Raw genomic sequence first — 16660 nt, 5'->3', positions numbered from 1 at the left:
GCAGGCTGGAGTCCACGAAGCCGATTGGGGAAAGCACTGCCGGATCCCCGGCAATAACTGAACTCACAAATGGGAGAGAGACTATGTTTAAGAAAGGCATGCGCATACTTCTGGCCGCCGCGGCCGTGGCACCGCTTCTTGCAAGCTCCGCTTGGGCAGCGGGCATGATGACGATCATCGTCAACGATCCGTCGAATCCCTATTGGCTGACAGAAGGCAATGTCGCCAAGGCAACCGCCGAAAAGCTGGGCTACACGGCCTCGGTCAACGCCCACAAGGGTGACACCAATACCGAAAGCAACCTGATCGATACGGCGATCACCAACAAGTCGGTGGCGATCATCCTCGACCCGGCAAACGCCGACGGTTCCGTCGGTGCGGTCAAGAAGGCCGTTGCTGCCGGCATCCCGGTCATCCTCGTCAACGCCGAGATCAACCAGGAAGGCCTGGCCAAGGCGCAGCTTGTTTCCAACAACGCACAGGGTGCCGCCCTCGGCGCACAGCAATGGGTCGAAGCGATCGGCGACAAGGGCAACTATGCCGAACTCTTCGGCGCGCCGTCCGACAACAACGCGGCAACGCGTTCGAATGGCTACGAGACTGTCCTTTCGCAGTATCCGGATCTGAAGAAGGTCGCCAAGGAAGTTGCCAACTGGGACCGCACCCAGGGTCACAACAAGATGCAGTCCATGCTGCAGGCCAACCCGGATATCGTCGGCGTCATCTCGGGCAATGACGAAATGGCGCTCGGTGCGATCGCCGCACTCAAGGAAGCCGGCAAGCTCGCCAATGTGAAGGTCGGCGGCTTCGACGGTTCTCCGGATGCCGTTGCGGCCATCAAGGCGGGCGAACTCCAATACACCGTTCTCCAGCCGGTTGCCGTCTTCTCCGAAGAAGCCGTCAAGCAGGCAGACAACCTGATCAAGACGGGTAACACGGGTGCCAAGAGCGAAAAGCAGCTCTTCGATTGCCTGTTGATCACCAAGGACAACATCGACAAGTACACCGGCCCGTTCGTTCTGGCGCAGTAAACGGTAAAAGGGCGCTCGCAAGAGCGCCCTCATTTTCATGCTGGAAGCGATGGCCTGCGGTCCAACCGCCGGTTGCGTTTCGCCTTTTTGCCTTGGCGCGGCAATCACTGTACGAAGCTGGGATCCATAATTCAGCGACAGGGGTGACCCGTGACACAGAAGACCAGCCGGGACGACGATCTGTTGGACCAGCTCACCAGCGACAGCCGGCAGACGCGCCAGATCGCGCGCCGCCGCATGATTGCAGAGGCCGTGATGGGTGAAGGCTCGATGCGGATTGAAGACCTGACCGACCGCTTTGGGATCAGCCTGATGACGGCTCACCGCGATGTCGATGAGCTCGTCAGCCGCGGCCTCTTCAGGAAGACGCGCGGCATCGTCACTGCGGCGGCGACCAATCTCATCGAATCCAGCGACGTCTATCGCTCGAACCGCCAGTCGGTGGAAAAGAAGCTGATCGCCGAGGCGGCAATGCAATTCGTCGAACCGGGACAAGCGATCTTTTTCGATGACTCGACCACGGTACTTCAGATGGCGGCGCATCTGCCTTCGAAGGTGCCGGTCACCGCAATTACCAATTCCCTGACGTTGATGAATGCGCTGACGGGCCTGCACGACGTCACGCTGCTCGCCCTCGGCGGCCAATATTACAATTGGTGCAATGCCTTCATGGGTCGCATAACAATCAACGAGATCAAGGCACTCAGGGCAGATGTCGCGTTCATCTCGATGTCGGCGATCAGCGATGGCACGGTGCTGCACCAGTCCCCTGAAACAGTCGATACCAAGCGCGCCATGTTCGACTGTTCCGTAAAACGCATCCTGCTTGCCGATCATACAAAGTTCGAACGGCGTGCACTCCACAGTTTCGCAGCACTGGATGAGTTCGACGTCGTTATCGTCGACGACAAGACCCAGCCGGTGCACATCGACCGCATGCGGTCCAGAGATATCAACGTGGTCATCGCCAAGGGCGCCGGAGGGCGCTCCTGACGGCACGGGCCGGTTGTCCCTCGTGAGGTAAACGTGAATGCCGACACTGCTCGGGATCGATAGTGGTTTGACAGTCACCAAGGCAGTCATCTTCGATATCGACGGCACGCCGCTTGCAGCCGCACGGCGCCGCGTGACGCAGTTCATACCGAGGGCCCGCCATATCGAGCGCGACATGGATGAATTGTGGAAGGCGACGGCCGATGCCATCCGCGAAGCGATTTCACTCAGCGGGCGGCCGGCAAGCGACATAGAGGGCATTGCCGCTACCGCGCATGGAGACGGCATCTACCTGCTCGATCACGCCCGGAAGCCGCTCGGCCGGGCCATTCTCTCGCTGGACAGCCGGGCAGGGGCGATCGTCGACCGGTGGACGGAGAGCGATGTCGCCGATCTGGCGATCGAACTGACGGGGCAGATCCCACACGTCTCCGCGCCATCGGCATTGCTTGCCTGGATCCGCGAAATCGAGCCTGAGCGCTATAAGCGCATCGGCCATTTTATCAGCTGCAAGGACTGGCTGCGGTTCTGCCTGACCGGGATCATCGGTACGGACCGCACCGAAGCCAGCACCTCCTTCACCAATGTCAAGACGCAGAACTACAGTGAGGACGCCCTGCGGCTGTTTGGATTGCAGGATCTCGTCGACGCCTTGCCACCAGCCTCGCGCTCCGACCAGATCGTCGGACGCGTGACCCGTGAAGCCGCGCAGCTGACGGGCCTTGCGGAGGGAACGCCTGTCGTTGCCGGTCTGCACGACGTCACGGCCTCGGCGCTCGGGGCAGGGGGCTATGCCAAGGGCGTTGTCGCGGTCATCGCCGGGACCTATTCGATCAACGAGACGCTTTCGTCGGAACCGCGTGTCGACCGGCGCTGGTACTGCCGCAACGGGATTGCGCCCGGCATCTGGAACAGCATGTCGATCTCCCCGGCATCGACAGCGAATTACGACTGGTTTCTCGACACGCTCTGCGCTGCCGAACGGAAGAGTGGCGAGGCGCAAGGCAACTCCATCCACGTCCTGTTGGCGCCCGAGATCGATGCCGCCTTCGAGCGCCCCTCGACGGCGCTCTTCCATCCCTATCTGTTCGGCTCGCCCTATGGCGCGGCGGCCAGCGCCGGCTTCTTCGGGCTCGGTGGATGGCACGACCGCGGCGACATGCTGCGCGCCGTGCTTGAGGGCATCGCTTTCAATCATCGCATCCATGTCGACGCGCTTCGCGACGGCTTTGCCTTCGATCAGGCGCGGCTCGCCGGGGGCGTCTCGCGCAACCCTGCCGTCGTGCAGATGTTTGCCGATGTGCTTGGCATGCCGGTCACGGTAACCGAGACGGATGAGGCGGCCGCCTGGGGTGCTGCGCTTTGTGCCGGGTCGGGTGCTGGTGTCTTCGCCGATCCGCAGAGCGATCCGCGCGACACGGCCGCCATCGCAAAGACTTGCCGGCCGGATGCGGCGCGCAGCGCGGATTATGAAAAGCGTTACCAGGTGTTCCGCGACATTGCCGACGCGATGATCCCCCTTTGGCCTAGGATTGCCGAGCTTGCGCCGGAACAATCGGCAAACTGAAAAGACAAATGCCTGCTGCGGCGGGCAATTTAGGACGACGAGCATGACCCCCGATTTGCAGCAGCGCTTCTCGAATCTCGGCGAGAACGATATCGACGTTTTGATCATCGGGGCGGGCATCAACGGCGCCGGCCTGTTCCGCGACCTCTCGATACAGGGAGTCAATTGCCTGATCGTCGACAAGGCCGACTTTGGTTCCGGCACGAGCGCCGCACCATCGCGGCTCATTCACGGTGGCCTGAAATATCTGGAGACGGGTGAGTTCGGACTGGTTGCGCAGTCGACGCTTGAGCGCAACCTCCTGCTCAAGAACGCGCCGCATTGCGTCGAGCCGCTGCCGACCTTCATTCCGGTCTTTTCCTGGACCCGCGGCATCTGGGCAGCGATCAGAACGCTCTTCGGGTCGAAGACGGCGCCACGCAGCCGTGGTGCGGTTCTCATCAAGATCGGGCTTCGGCTCTATGACTTTTTCGGTTCACGCGACCAGGTCATGCCGCGCCACCGGCTGATCTTGAAGAAACAGGCGCGCAAGGAAATGCCGCATGTCACCCCCGCCATCGTCGCCGGCGGCATCTATTACGATGCCAAGATCAGCAGGCCGGAGCGACTCGTCTATGAGCTCGTGAGCGATGGTCTCGATGCGAATGCGCGGAGCCTCGCGGCAAATTTCGCGACACTGGCGGCCGTTTCAGAGGGGCATTTGACCTTCCGGCAGCCCGATGGTCGCGATGTCACCGTTGCTCCCAAACTGGTCGTCAATGCGGCAGGTCCCTGGATCGATCACGTCAACAATTTACTCGGCGCCCCATCGCACCTAATCGGCGGCACCAAGGGTTCCCATATCCTGCTTGACCATCCCGAGCTGGTGCGAAGCCTCAACGGCCACATGATCTATTTCGAGGCCGACGACGGCCGAATCTGCCTGGTCTACGACTATCTCGGGCTGGCACTTGTTGGTTCGACCGACATTCCGGCGGATGATCCGGACAATGTCCGCTGCGAGGAGTCGGAAACCGAGTATTTTCTCGAAAGCGTCCGCTCGCTGCTGCCGACGCTCCGCTTCGATCGCGATCAGATCGTCTACAGCTATAGCGGCATCCGTCCGCTGCCGGCGTCAGATGCGGCAGCACCGGGGTTGATCAGCCGCGATCACTCCGCGCCGGTAAAGGAGCCAGAGAGCGGCAGACCGTTTCCGATCATTTCGCTGGTCGGAGGCAAGTGGACGACGTTCCGTGGCTTTGCGGAAGAGGTCGCCGACACCGTTCTCTCCCGGCTGCAGCGCAGCCGCAGCCAGTCGACACGCTATCTGGCGATCGGCGGCGGCAAGGCCTTTCCGGCTGATGCCCAGCAACGTAGCGCCTGGATCAGGGATACCGCATCACGCAGCGGCGTTGCCGCCGAGCGTGCCGACGAACTGCTCGCCCGCTACGGCACGACGGCCGCAGCCCTGCTTTCTTCTCCTTCAGGCTATACCGACGAGCAGCGCCTGGCGGGTGCGCCGCGTTACAGTCTCCGCGAGATCGACTGGATCGCCCGGAACGAAATCGTCGTCCACCTGTCGGACATCGTGATGCGTCGTACGACGCTTGCGATCGAGGGCCGGTTGACGCTGGAAGGCCTGCGGGAAATCGCCGGCGTTGCCGGGGCAGCGCTCGATTGGAATGCCGAACGAACGGCAAGCGAAATCCAGGACGTTGTCAGCCAGCTGGGCCGCTTCCACGGCCAAGCACTGACAGGCAAGGTTGCCGCCGAGCCGGAAAAGGCACCACGCCCGGCCTCGGGCTAACCCAGTTTCAGGAGAAAGCCGGATCGAGGGAACCGGACTTGTAACGCTTCGCCATTTCCGAAACGGGAAGGGGCGTGATGCGGCCGGCCATACCGGCGGTGCCGAACTGTTCGAAGCGTTCCTTGCAGAGCTTGGTCAGCGCCGTCATCGCCGGCTTCAGATATTTGCGCGGATCGAACTCGCTTGGATCTTCGTGCAGCACGCGGCGGATCTGGCCGGTCATCGCCATTCTGCCGTCGGTGTCGATGTTGACCTTGCGCACGCCGTTCTTGATGCCGCGCTGGATTTCCTCGACCGGCACTCCCCATGTCGGTTTCATCTGGCCGCCATACTTGTTGATGATCTCCTGCAGTTCGATCGGGACCGAGGACGAGCCATGCATGACGAGATGTGTGTTCGGGAGCTTGCGGTGAATTTCTTCGATGACGTTCATCGCCAGTACCGAACCGTCCGGCTTGCGGGTGAACTTGTAGGCGCCATGCGATGTGCCCATCGCGATGGCGAGCGCATCGACCTTGGTTTCGCGCACGAACTTCACGGCTTCGTCCGGGTCGGTCAGCAGCTGGTCATGCGAAAGCTTGCCCTCGGCGCCGTGGCCGTCCTCGGCCTCGCCCATGCCGGTCTCGAGAGAACCGAGAACACCGAGTTCGCCTTCCACTGAGATGCCGCCGAAATGCGCCATGTCAGTCACCATCTTGGTGACGCCGACATTATAGGCCCAGTCGGCGGGCGTCTTGGCGTCCGCCTTCAGTGAACCATCCATCATTACCGAGGTGAAGCCCGCCTGGATCGCCGTCATGCAGTTGGAGGGATCGTTGCCGTGATCGAGATGCACGCAGACTGGAATATGCGGATAGATTTCAACGACGGCATCCATCATGTGCTTCAGCATGATGTCATTGGCATAGGCGCGGGCTCCGCGCGACGCCTGCATGATAACCGGCGCCTGGCACGCATCCGCGGCCTCCATGATGGCGAGCGCCTGCTCCATGTTGTTGATGTTGAAAGCGGGAACGCCGTAGCCTTCCTCCGCAGCATGGTCGAGCAGTTGCCTCAGCGTAATGCGTGCCATCCAAGATTCCCCCATATCGATGGTCGATCGAAACGCCGCCATCTCTTTGAAACTAGAGCCCGGGCGCGGGCCGTTCAAGCGCCTTATTTTAACAGGCAAAATGGCATAGGGGGAGGAAAGTAACAAGCATCAATAACAATATCACAAACAGTATGATATTTCTCAAGAGTCATTTCGCATGCAGGAGCCGAATGAAATTCGGTGCCTGTGCTGAAGAGACGGGCGTCACGCCCCTTGCCGGCGATGGCAAGAACTCTTCAGCCAGACACCCGTGCGGCCGCTGCGGTTATGGCTTGTCGTTGATGGCAGTCGGCCACCAGTGGAATTCGGAATATCCGGCAAACGGGGTCAGATGAGACCGTATTGTTCCGCCTTATTGCGCAGGAACGGCAGGCCCTTGTCCATGACCTCTTCCATATCGCGTGCAACGGGGCGCCAGACGGCCAGGCCATAGGCGACCTCAGGCGGCATGTTGATGAAGCTTTCCATCGCAAGCCCGCCCTTGAAGCCGATTGCGGCGAGCGCGGCATAGATCGCATCCCACGGGATGTTGCCGTAGCCCGGTGTGCCGCGGTCGCTTTCCGAAAGATGGATGTACTTCAGGTGATCGCGGGCGATCAGGATGCCATTTGCCGCACCCTTTTCCTCGATATTCATGTGGTAGGTGTCGAGGTGAACGAAGATGTTATCCGCGCCGACGCGCTCCACCATGTCGACGGCCTGCTGCGCCGAGTTGATCAGGTGGTTCTCATAGCGGTTCACGGCCTCGACGCCGAGCTGGATGCCGTGCTTCCTAGCATGCTTTGCCGCTACGTCGAGCACCTTGGCGATGTTGTCGTATTCGTCCTGCGTCGGTGGCACGCCGGTGCGCTCGCCGATGCCGCCGAAGATGACGCCGGACAGGGCCTCGGCGTTCATTTCTGCAGTCTTTTCGATCGCAACCTTCAGGTGCTCGATTGCGGCATCCGGGCGGACCGAGGCCCAGGCATGTTCCGGCAGGCCGAGCGAGCAGACAGCGCGCAGCTTATTCTTTTCAAGCAGGGCGCGGGTATGTTTGGCATCGACGGCAGGCGCGTTCAGCAGCGCGATCTCGATGAAATCCATCTTGTAGTGCACGGCTCCGGCAATCGCCTTTTCGGCACCTGCGCGATCCCAGTTCATGGTCCACATGCTGGTGTGAACGCCGAAACCTTCCATGGTCGTATCTCCTATTTCACGATTCTGATGAACTTGGCCGAGAACCACCGCAGCACCATCACGACGATGAGCAGGATGCCCCAGACGGCAGTGGTGAGGTGCTGGTTGGCGCCGAGCAGGTTGAGCCCCGAAGAGAGAAGCTGCAGCACGATGAGCGCCACGAAGACGGGCAGGACGCGGCCGAAGCCGCCGAAAGGATTGATGCCGCCGAGAAAGCAGGCGAGCACGGTGATCAGCAGATAGGACTCGCCGTGGCCGACGCGCACCGAATTGAAGCGCGCAAGCATGATGATGCCGGCAACCGCAGCCATCACGCCGGAGAGCATGTAGACCAGCACCAGAACCTTGCGGGTGTTGATGCCGGAATAGCGGGCAGACTCGATATTGGAGCCGATCATGTAGGTGGAAAAGCCGAGCTTGGAGCGCGAGAGCAGAATGTGGCTGGCGATCACGCAGGCGATCAGGATCAACAAGGGTACCGGGATGCCGAGGATGCTGCCGTGGCCGATCGGAGCGATGAAGGTAGGGAAGCCCGAGATATCGCCGCCGCGCGTCAGGAACTCGCCGAGGCCGCGTAGGAAGATCATCATCGACAGCGAAACGAGGATCGGATGGGCGCGGGTAAAGGCGATGACCAGGCCCATGACCAGGCCGCTGGCGGCGCCGACGGCAACCGCCAGAGCCGAGCCGATCAGGAAGGCGCCCGGGCCGGCATCGATCCCGCCATTGGCCTGCAGCGTCCAGGCGAGAGTCAGGCCGGCGATGTTGGCGGTGAAGGTGATCGCAAGGTTGAGGCCGCCGGTGAGGATCGGCATCAGCATGGCAAGCGTCAGAACGCCCAGCTCGGGAAGCTGAAAGGCGACCGATCCGAAGGTCGCGCCCGTCAGGAAATGCGGCGAGGCGAAACTGAAGACGACAAGCACGGCCGCCAGCGCGGCGAGGGGACCGGCCATGTCGGCCCCGAAGATGGCGTTGAAGCGGGCGGCGAGCGCGTTCATCAGTTCTCTCCCCTGTCTGCAGGCCTGTCACCGGTCGATTTCCGGGTCGCAAACACCGGCACCAGATTGCCGATGCGGGCGCTCGACAAGGTGATCGCAACGAGGATGATCGCGCCGACGATCATCTTGAAGGCGAAGGGCGAGACGCCCATCAGGTTGAGGCCGTTCTGGGTGATCGAGACGAGCAGTACGCCCAGCACGCAACCGAGCACCGAGCCCTTGCCGCCGCCCAGCCGCGCCCCACCGAGCACCACGGCAGCCAGGACGTCGAGTTCGCGGCCATAGAGTGCGTTCGGCACGACCTCCTGCGCATAATGCGCCTGCATGAGCCCGGCGATGCCTGCCATCAACCCAAGCCAGCCGAAGGCGATGAACTGCATGGCGCCGATATTGATGCCGAAGCGGCGCGCACCTTCCGGATTGTCGCCGAAGGCGTAGAGCTGCCGGCCGGTCGTCGTGCGGGTAATGAAGAACCATGTGGCGAGCGTGCAGACGGCCATGACCACAACCGGCAAGGTGATCTCAGCCCAGCTCCCATCGGCCATTTCGCGCTCGTAGATGATGACGCGGCTCGTCAGCCAGTCGGGCAGATTGTAGATCGACACCCCCTTGGTGAAAAACATCAGCAAGCCGAAATAGACGTTGAAGGTCGCGATCGTCGCGACGATCGAGATGATGCGGAAGCGGTGGATCAGGAAGGCGTTGATCACGCCGAGCACGATGCCGATGCCGGCCGCAATCAGGAAGCCGGATACCCATCCACCCCCGCCGATCCTCTCGAGCGCAAGTGCAGTGACATATTGCACGATCGAGGCTGCGACCGCGAAGGAGATGTCGATCCCGCCTGATATCAGCACCACGAGCAGGCCAACGGCAAAGATAATGTTGACCGCGCTGATATTGAGCAGGTCGAAGACATTGCCGAGCGTGAAGAAACGGTCGGTCATAAAAGCCAGGACAATGCTCATCGCGATGATGACGGCAAACAGCACGAATTCAGTCGTATGGGACAGGAACAGCTTACGCATAGACCGCCGCCTCCAGGTCTTTCAGCGTAGTCGCGCGCGGATCATGCCAGCCGGCGATGCGGCCCTTTTCCATATGGATGATCCGATCGGCGTTGAAATAGACCTCCGGCACCTCGTCCGAAATCAGGATGATCGCCAGCCCCGCCTCGGCGAGGCGTGCAACGATTTCGAAGATGCCGGCGCGCGCGCCGACATCGACGCCGACCGTGGGCGCATCGAGGATCAGCACCTTGGGATCGGTGGCGAGCCATTTGGCGATCGCGACGCGCTGCTGGTTGCCGCCCGAAAGCGTCGAGATCGCATCGTCCTGCTTGCCGATCCTGACGCCGAGATCGGCGATCCAGCGTGCGACCAGCGAGCGCTTCTTTTCCGGCGAGATGAGCCGGCGGCCCAGGATACGGTTGAGGGAGGCCATGACCAGATTGTCGGCGATGGATTGCGGCTGGTTGAGACCGAGCGAAAGGCGATCTTCGGAGAGATAGGCGACGCCTGATGTGATCGCCTCGCGGTTGGAGGCAAAGCGCACCGGCTTTCCCTCCAACACGATCGTTCCGGCGGCGGGCCGGCGCATGCCGAACAGCGTGAGCGCGAGTTCGGTGCGCCCGGAGCCGAGCAGGCCGGTGATCCCGAGGGTCTCGCCGCGGCGCAGATCGAAGGAAATGTCCTCGAACTCGCCAGGCCGGGAAAGCTTGCTGACAGAAAGCAGGACCGGCTTCTGCGATAGGTCGCGGGCGCGAACATTCTGGTCGAAGGTGCGCCCGGTCATCAGCTCGGTGATCTTAGACTGGGTCATGCCCTCCACCGGATAGACCCCGACCAGCGCACCATCGCGCAGCACCGTGATGCGCGAGGAAATTTCCAGCACTTCCGCAAGGCGATGGCTGACGAAGACCACGGCAACGCCTGAAGCCGACAGGGTGCGCACGATCGGCAGCAGATGATCGGTCTCAGACTGGGTGAGCGAGGCGGTCGGCTCGTCCATGAAGACGATCCGGGCCTCTCCGACCAGCGCGCGGGCGATGGCGACGATCTGACGCTGCGCGATGGCGAAGTCCTTGAGAGGCCTGTCGACATCGAGGGTGATGCCGAGCCGGGCGAGCGCCTCCTCGGCTGTTCCGCGGATCGCGGCATAATTGACGAAGCGCGGGCGCGAACCGGAAAGGGTCTGGAAGGCGATGTTTTCCGCCACGCTCATTTCCGGAAAGAGCGCGAGGTCCTGCCAGATGATCTGGATGCCGCGGGACTGGGCCATGCCTGGCGTCATGTGGGATATCGTCTCACCGTCGAAGACGATCTCGGCGCCGTCTGCAGGCCGATAGACGCCTGATATCACCTTGATAAGGGTGCTCTTGCCGGAACCATTCTCGCCGGCCAAGCAATGCACCTCGCCGGGCAGGACTTCGAAGGAGACGTTTTTCAGCGCCTTCACACCGCCGAATGTCATGTTGATGCCGCGAAGCGAAAGGAGCGGCTGGACCTTCACACCATCATCCGTTGCCATGCTCATGCCGGTTGCCTGTCCAGTCGAATGCCATGAAAGGTCAATGGTCCAGCCATGGCCGGATATCGCTCTTTTCCCGAACGCCGGGCCGGTCCGTATCGACCGGCCCGACACCCGGGGAGGGGGCCTCTTCAGAGGCCCATTGCGGCCAGGTCGTCGACCGTATCCTTGTTGATCGGCAGCAGCTGATCGACGATGATGTCGTTACCAACAGGCTTGATCACGCCGAGACCCGGAATATCATCACCTTCCTTGATGCTCTCGCCCTTGATCAGGCGATCGGCGAGCGTGACGAAGACTTCGCCGGCCTGCTTCGGATTCCACATGAAGCCGCCCGATATCGCGTCGGACTTGATCAGCTTCTGGCCCTGGCCGGGCGAGAACGGGCCGAGCACGAAGATTTTGCCCGTCTTGCGGCGTTCTTCGACAGCGCGCCCGGCACCGATCGGGCCCTGGCTGCCGAAGGCGAGGAAGCCTTTCAGATCCGGATGGGCAGCGATGAGATCAAGCGCCGTCGAGCGGCTTTTGTCGACATCTTCTGCGACGCCATAACGGTCGCCGACGAGTTTCATGTCCGGATAATTCGCCTTGATATAGGCGATTGCGGCGTCCGCCCAGGCATTGTGCAGCGGAACGGTCAGCGAGCCGACGAAGACGGCATATTCGCCCTTGCCACCCATCTTTTCGGCGAGCAGCTTGCCATGCGCCTCACCAAAACCGGTCGACGACGCGAGTTCGAAATTCCAGTCGGCGCCCTTCTGCGAGGGCGATTCATGCGTAATGACCTTGATGCCGGCGGCTTGCGCCTTGGTGAGCACGGGCTCGAGCACCTTGGCATCGTTCGGCACCACACCGATGACCTTGACACCCTGGGCGATCAGGTCTTCGATGGCGCGCACCTGCAGCGCCGGGTCGGCGCTGGTCGGGCCGATCATGAAGGCATCGACGCCTAATTTCTTGCCCTGTTCCTTGATGCCGGCTTCCATCGCATTGAACCATGGAATGCCGCCGATCTTGACGACAACGCCGACCTTCGGTGCGTCCTGCGCAAACGCGACCACCGCCCCGGCAAGCGACAGCGATGCGGCAAATGCCGCTATGATAAGTCTCCTCATCTTCACTCCTCCTCAAGGTCGCTCATGGCGAACGACGACCACCGGCCGCTTTGCGGCAGGTTGTTCCTGGTTGCTTCTTGGCGAGGGAACACCCTTGCCTCCCATCCCGCCTCCTCCGGCGAACCATTTTTGCGCAATCGATCTTTCTTTTTTGCACAATCGATGGTGCAATGACTATCGATCAAGGTAGGGCTTTCGTCAAGAGGGGTTTGTTTCTAAGGGAACGACAGCGGAAAAGGCGAGATATGGCAGACATCAGCAAGAAGAAGGCGACAATCTACGATCTCTCGATCCTATCGGGTGCGTCGGCTTCTACCGTAAGCGCCGTGCTGAACGGAAGCTGGCGGAAGAGGCGTATCAAGGAGGCGACGGCCCAACTCATTCAGAACCTGGCGAACGAGCACGGATATACGGCAAATCTGCAGGCCCGCGGCCTGCGTTCGTCCCGCTCCGGCCTCGTCGGTCTTCTGCTGCCGGTGCACGACAACCGCTATTTCTCCTCCATGGCGCAATCTTTCGAGGCACAGGTCAGAAGCCGCGGCCAGTGCCCCCTCGTCGTCAGCGCCTGTCGCGATCCGGACGAGGAGCGCCAGGTCGTCGAGACACTGATCTCCTATTCGATCGACGAACTTTTCATCGCCGGCGCAACCGATCCGGATGGCGTACACAAGGTCTGCGAAAAGGCAGGGCTGAAGCACGTCAACATCGATCTGCCGGGCACGCTGGCGCCGTCGATCATCAGCGACAATTATGAAGGTGCGCGCATGCTGACGCAGGCGATCATCGAACGCGCGCAGGAGGATGGCCCGCTTTCACCTGACGATCTGTACCTGTTCGGCGGCCGCAACGACCATGCCAGCCACGAGCGAATTCGCGGTTTCCGCGACGTAAAGCGCGCACTTCTGGGCGCGGATCCGGATGTCTGCATCCAGCCGACCGGCTATTCCCCGGCCATGACGGCGCGTGCCTTTGAAGCCTTCTACGAAGGCCACGGAAAGCTGCCGCGCACATTTTTCGTCAATTCCTCGATCAATCTCGAAGGGCTGATGCGCTTCCTCGCGCTGCATCCGCATGAGACCTTCGCCGACATCATCGTCGGCTGCTACGACTACGATCCCTTCGGCTCCTTCCTGCCTTTCCCCGTCTTCATGATCCGGCAGGACAGCGAGGCTATGATCACCAAGGGGTTTGCGATCCTCGATGCGGACCGCGGCCCGCCAATCACGCATCTGGTGCGGCCGACCCTCGTCCCACCACGCACGGCGCTGACCGGCCCACTCGATGCGCTGAAGGATATCGAGTGATGCGTCCCGCCTCATTTGAGAGGCTGGGCTGACGGAGCAGCAATCTGTGTGATGCCTTATCGGCTCTAGCTTTCTGTAATGCGGCGATCCTCATCCGAGCCGACGGAGAGCTGCTTCCAGTCCAGGTCCTCCTGCAGCTCGAGATATTGCGTCGCGCCGATCTGATCTGTGTCGCGCAATTCCTCAAGGCGCTGGCGCTGGGCGAGAACGGCGGCGATCGTCAGGTCGCGGCGGCGATCGAGCGCCGAAGCCTTGTTTGCCTCGGTTGACGCGGTCCAATGGTCCCTACAGATCGTCCGGATCGCTTCGGCCTCAGTGCCGTCTTCCTTCTCAAGCCGCTGAAAGGCGGCTTCGGCGAGCGATCTTCGGGCCACCTTGAGTTCATCACGGACTTCTGCCTGCCGACCGAGTTTCAGGAGATGGATCATCGGAGCCAAGGTCGCCCCTTGAATGACCAGGGTTGCGAGCACCACCGCGAAGGCTGTGAGCACGACCAGGTCTCGCTCGGGAAAGTCGGCGGGGAGCGCGAAGGCCGTCGCCAGCGTAACGAGGCCACGCATACCGGCCCAACCCACCAGGAAGGTCTCCCCGGACGTGAAAGGCGCCAATTCATGGCCGCTTCGGTGACGAGAAGCGACGACGGCGTGAAGCAGGAAAGCCATCGCCATGCGCGCCAGGATCACGCCGACCACCACGATGACGGCAAATCCCATCGCCCGCTGCAGCTCTTCAGCCGACATCGCCTCAAGGATGCGGCGAGCCTGCAGGCCCATCAGCAGGAAAGCCACCACGTTCAGTAGGAAGACGACGGTCGTCCAGACGGCGAAGGAATGTACCCGCATCCGCGGTGAATCCCTGACCGAAGAGAGCGTGGCGAGCGTCATTGCGCTCGCCACTGTGGCAAGGACAGCCGACAGATGCAGATGTTCGGCGATCAGCCAGGTCGAAAAAGCGTAGACGAATTGAAGCAGGGTCCCGCCGACCGTGTTTTCGGTTATCGGCCGAAGCCGCGAGACAAAAAAGCCGAAGACGATGCCGAACAGGATCCCTCCAGGTGCGGCGATCCCCACCTGAAGTGCCGTCCCGACATCCAGCCCACCACGCGCCTGGACAGTCAGCGCGGCGCCGAAAAGCAGCAGTGCGGTCGCGTCGTTGAACAGGCTTTCTCCCTTGAGCAGGGCATCCACACGGCGGGCGACGGGCAAATTGGAAAGGACTGCCGTGGCGGCCGCGGCATCGGGCGGCGAAACAATTGCGCCAAGTGTGACCGCGACCGCAATCGGAAGCCCGACGGTCAGCATGCTGATCGACACGACCACGCCTGTCGTGACGAGAACGGCGACGACCGCATAGAAGAACAGCGGCAGCAGCATGCGCCGCGCCGCCCCCACCGGGAAGTCATAGGCCGAATCGACAAGGACGGGCGCAATGAACAGGGCGAGCGCCGTCGGAGGATCGATCGGAATCGTCGGCGCCCCTGGCAACATCGCCACGGCGACGCCGGCGGCAGCCAGAATGCCGGGGTAGGGCAGGCGCATGCGACGCGTGATCTGCAGCAGCAGGATGGCAACCGCCAGCAATGCAACAAGTGTTTCGAAGAACGTCATGTCAGCATACTAGCAGGCTTTCGGGCACATTGAAGCGGGTGCAACCCCGATGTAAAGCTTGTGTCGTATCAAGCTGATGACGCAGCGGCGGAGGGCGGGATGGACTACGAGGTTGCGATAGTCGGGGCTGGCGCAGCCGGCATTGCAGCAGCAAAAAGACTGGCCGATGCCGGGCGCTCGGTCATCATCCTGGAGGCCAGCAACCGCGTAGGCGGACGAGCCTGGACAATCGAACTGGCCGGAATGCCGCTGGATATGGGTTGCGGCTGGCTGCACTCTGCCGAGCGCAATCCTCTCGTCGCCATCGGCCGTGACGCTGGGTTCAATATCGAGCGCGGACCGACGGCGTGGCAAAGCCAGTGGCGCGATCTCGGCTTCACGCAGGATGAGCGCGCGGCTGCGGCGGCCGCATGGAACGCGCTTGAGGAGCGGATGCGGGCAGATCCCCCCGCCAGCGACAGGGCGTCGGACGCACTGGAGCCCGGCGGCAAATGGAACGCCTACTGCCAGTCCCTCAGCGGATATATGAACGGCGCACCGCTCGATCGGCTGTCAGTCGCTGACTTTCTTGCCTATGACAATGCGGCAACCGATGCCAATTGGCGGGTGCACGAAGGCTATGGAAGTCTGATCAGCGCCGCCGTTCCGAACGTCGCCTTGCGCCTTTCGACCCCCGTTCGGCGTATGGCATTGACCGGGAGCGGCATTCAGCTGGAGACCGACCGCGGCCCGGTCACATCAGGTGCCGCGATCATCACGTCATCGACCACCCTTCTAGCCCGCGGAGCCATTATCTTCGACCCGGAGGCCGACGATCACCTCCATGCCGCAAGTCAGCTGCCGCTAGGCCTCGCAGATAAGCTGTTTTTGGAACTCCATGGCAATCATGGTCTGGAGCCGGAAACCCATCTGCTCGGCGACCCGCAAAATGCCGAGACCGGCAGCTATTATATCCGGCCGCTCGGCCGGCCGATCATCGAAGGCTTCTTTGGCGGAAACGGCGCTGTCGTCATCGAACGCGCGGGTTTGGTGGACGCGTTTGCCTTCGCACTCGACCAGCTGTCATCGCTGCTCGGCAGCAACATTCGCCGCCATCTGCGGCCCCTCACAGCCTCTTCCTGGTGTCGGACCGATTGGATAGGCGGTTCCTACAGCCACGCACTGCCCGGCCATGCGGGCGCACGCGCAGTCCTGGCGCGCCCGGTCGGCGACCGGCTGTTTTTCGCCGGCGAGGCGACGCACCAGTCCGACTTTTCGACCGCGCATGGCGCATGGGAAAGCGGGTTGCGGGCCGCCGACCAGGCTGCGGCTGTTCTAACACGCTCATGATAAAGCAGGGTGCATCTTATGACCCTCAACGCACCGATACCCCCGGCCGACCATTACCAGCTGGCAGAATTTCATGATTGCCCGGTTCGGATTGTCTTATGTGAATTAAGATCGTTTATGCTGACAGTGCCG

Annotated in this window: 13 protein-coding genes; 6 read left to right on the top strand and 7 right to left on the bottom strand. The window is 61.8% G+C overall.

What is annotated here, in order from left to right; all coding sequences use genetic code 11:
• Positions 1-83: 83 nt before the first annotated feature.
• From MOV76_RS00445 to MOV76_RS00430, 4 genes are all read left to right on the top strand, one after another.
• Positions 84-1031, top strand: a complete 948-nt coding sequence (locus tag MOV76_RS00445) for a D-ribose ABC transporter substrate-binding protein (RefSeq protein ID WP_003550839.1) — start codon at positions 84-86, stop codon at positions 1029-1031.
• A 150-nt stretch (positions 1032-1181) separates the two neighbouring features.
• Positions 1182-2024, top strand: coding sequence for a DeoR/GlpR family DNA-binding transcription regulator (locus tag MOV76_RS00440; RefSeq protein WP_018444795.1), 843 nt, complete (start codon positions 1182-1184; stop codon positions 2022-2024).
• Positions 2025-2061: 37 nt separating this feature from the next.
• Complete coding sequence (locus tag MOV76_RS00435; protein WP_247263556.1) at positions 2062-3591, top strand: FGGY-family carbohydrate kinase; 1530 nt, start codon at positions 2062-2064, stop codon at positions 3589-3591.
• Between the two features lie 43 nt (positions 3592-3634).
• Positions 3635-5377, top strand: a complete 1743-nt coding sequence (locus MOV76_RS00430) for a glycerol-3-phosphate dehydrogenase/oxidase (protein WP_247263555.1) — start codon at positions 3635-3637, stop codon at positions 5375-5377.
• Positions 5378-5384: 7 nt separating this feature from the next.
• On the opposite strand, the gene fba is transcribed toward MOV76_RS00430, so the two are convergent.
• The 6 genes from fba to MOV76_RS00400 form a co-directional block, all read right to left on the bottom strand.
• On the bottom strand, positions 5385-6449 hold the full coding sequence (gene fba / locus MOV76_RS00425) for a class II fructose-bisphosphate aldolase (RefSeq protein WP_247263554.1): 1065 nt from the start codon (positions 6447-6449) through the stop codon (positions 5385-5387).
• Positions 6450-6797: 348 nt separating this feature from the next.
• Positions 6798-7646: a sugar phosphate isomerase/epimerase gene (locus MOV76_RS00420; protein ID WP_247263553.1), complete on the bottom strand. Its 849-nt coding sequence runs from the start codon at positions 7644-7646 to the stop codon at positions 6798-6800.
• A gap of 11 nt (positions 7647-7657) precedes the next feature.
• Positions 7658-8644 (bottom strand): ABC transporter permease, encoded by a 987-nt coding sequence (locus MOV76_RS00415; protein WP_247263552.1) that lies wholly within the window; start codon positions 8642-8644, stop codon positions 7658-7660.
• Positions 8644-9672 (bottom strand): ABC transporter permease, encoded by a 1029-nt coding sequence (locus MOV76_RS00410; RefSeq protein WP_247263551.1) that lies wholly within the window; start codon positions 9670-9672, stop codon positions 8644-8646. The genes MOV76_RS00415 and MOV76_RS00410 overlap by 1 nt, the downstream gene beginning before the upstream one ends.
• Complete coding sequence (locus MOV76_RS00405) at positions 9665-11179, bottom strand: sugar ABC transporter ATP-binding protein (RefSeq protein ID WP_247263550.1); 1515 nt, start codon at positions 11177-11179, stop codon at positions 9665-9667. The genes MOV76_RS00410 and MOV76_RS00405 overlap by 8 nt, the downstream gene beginning before the upstream one ends.
• A gap of 125 nt (positions 11180-11304) precedes the next feature.
• Positions 11305-12288, bottom strand: coding sequence for an autoinducer 2 ABC transporter substrate-binding protein (locus MOV76_RS00400; protein WP_247263549.1), 984 nt, complete (start codon positions 12286-12288; stop codon positions 11305-11307).
• A gap of 245 nt (positions 12289-12533) precedes the next feature.
• On the opposite strand from MOV76_RS00400, the gene MOV76_RS00395 reads away from it, so the two are divergent.
• Complete coding sequence (locus tag MOV76_RS00395; protein WP_047619868.1) at positions 12534-13592, top strand: LacI family DNA-binding transcriptional regulator; 1059 nt, start codon at positions 12534-12536, stop codon at positions 13590-13592.
• 65 nt (positions 13593-13657) lie between these two features.
• Here MOV76_RS00395 and MOV76_RS00390 read toward each other — a convergent pair whose 3' ends face one another.
• Positions 13658-15199: a sodium:proton antiporter gene (locus MOV76_RS00390; RefSeq protein WP_247263548.1), complete on the bottom strand. Its 1542-nt coding sequence runs from the start codon at positions 15197-15199 to the stop codon at positions 13658-13660.
• Positions 15200-15298: 99 nt separating this feature from the next.
• Here MOV76_RS00390 and MOV76_RS00385 point away from each other — a divergent pair, with 99 nt between their 5' ends.
• Complete coding sequence (locus MOV76_RS00385) at positions 15299-16528, top strand: NAD(P)/FAD-dependent oxidoreductase (RefSeq protein WP_247263547.1); 1230 nt, start codon at positions 15299-15301, stop codon at positions 16526-16528.
• Positions 16529-16660 lie beyond the last annotated feature (132 nt).

It is taken from the genome of Rhizobium sp. PRIMUS64, from assembly GCF_023006465.1.
In the GTDB taxonomy this organism is placed as follows: Bacteria; Pseudomonadota; Alphaproteobacteria; order Rhizobiales; family Rhizobiaceae; genus Rhizobium; species Rhizobium leguminosarum.
Note: the sequence above shows the minus strand (reverse complement) of the source record. Positions and strands in the feature narration are given on the sequence as shown.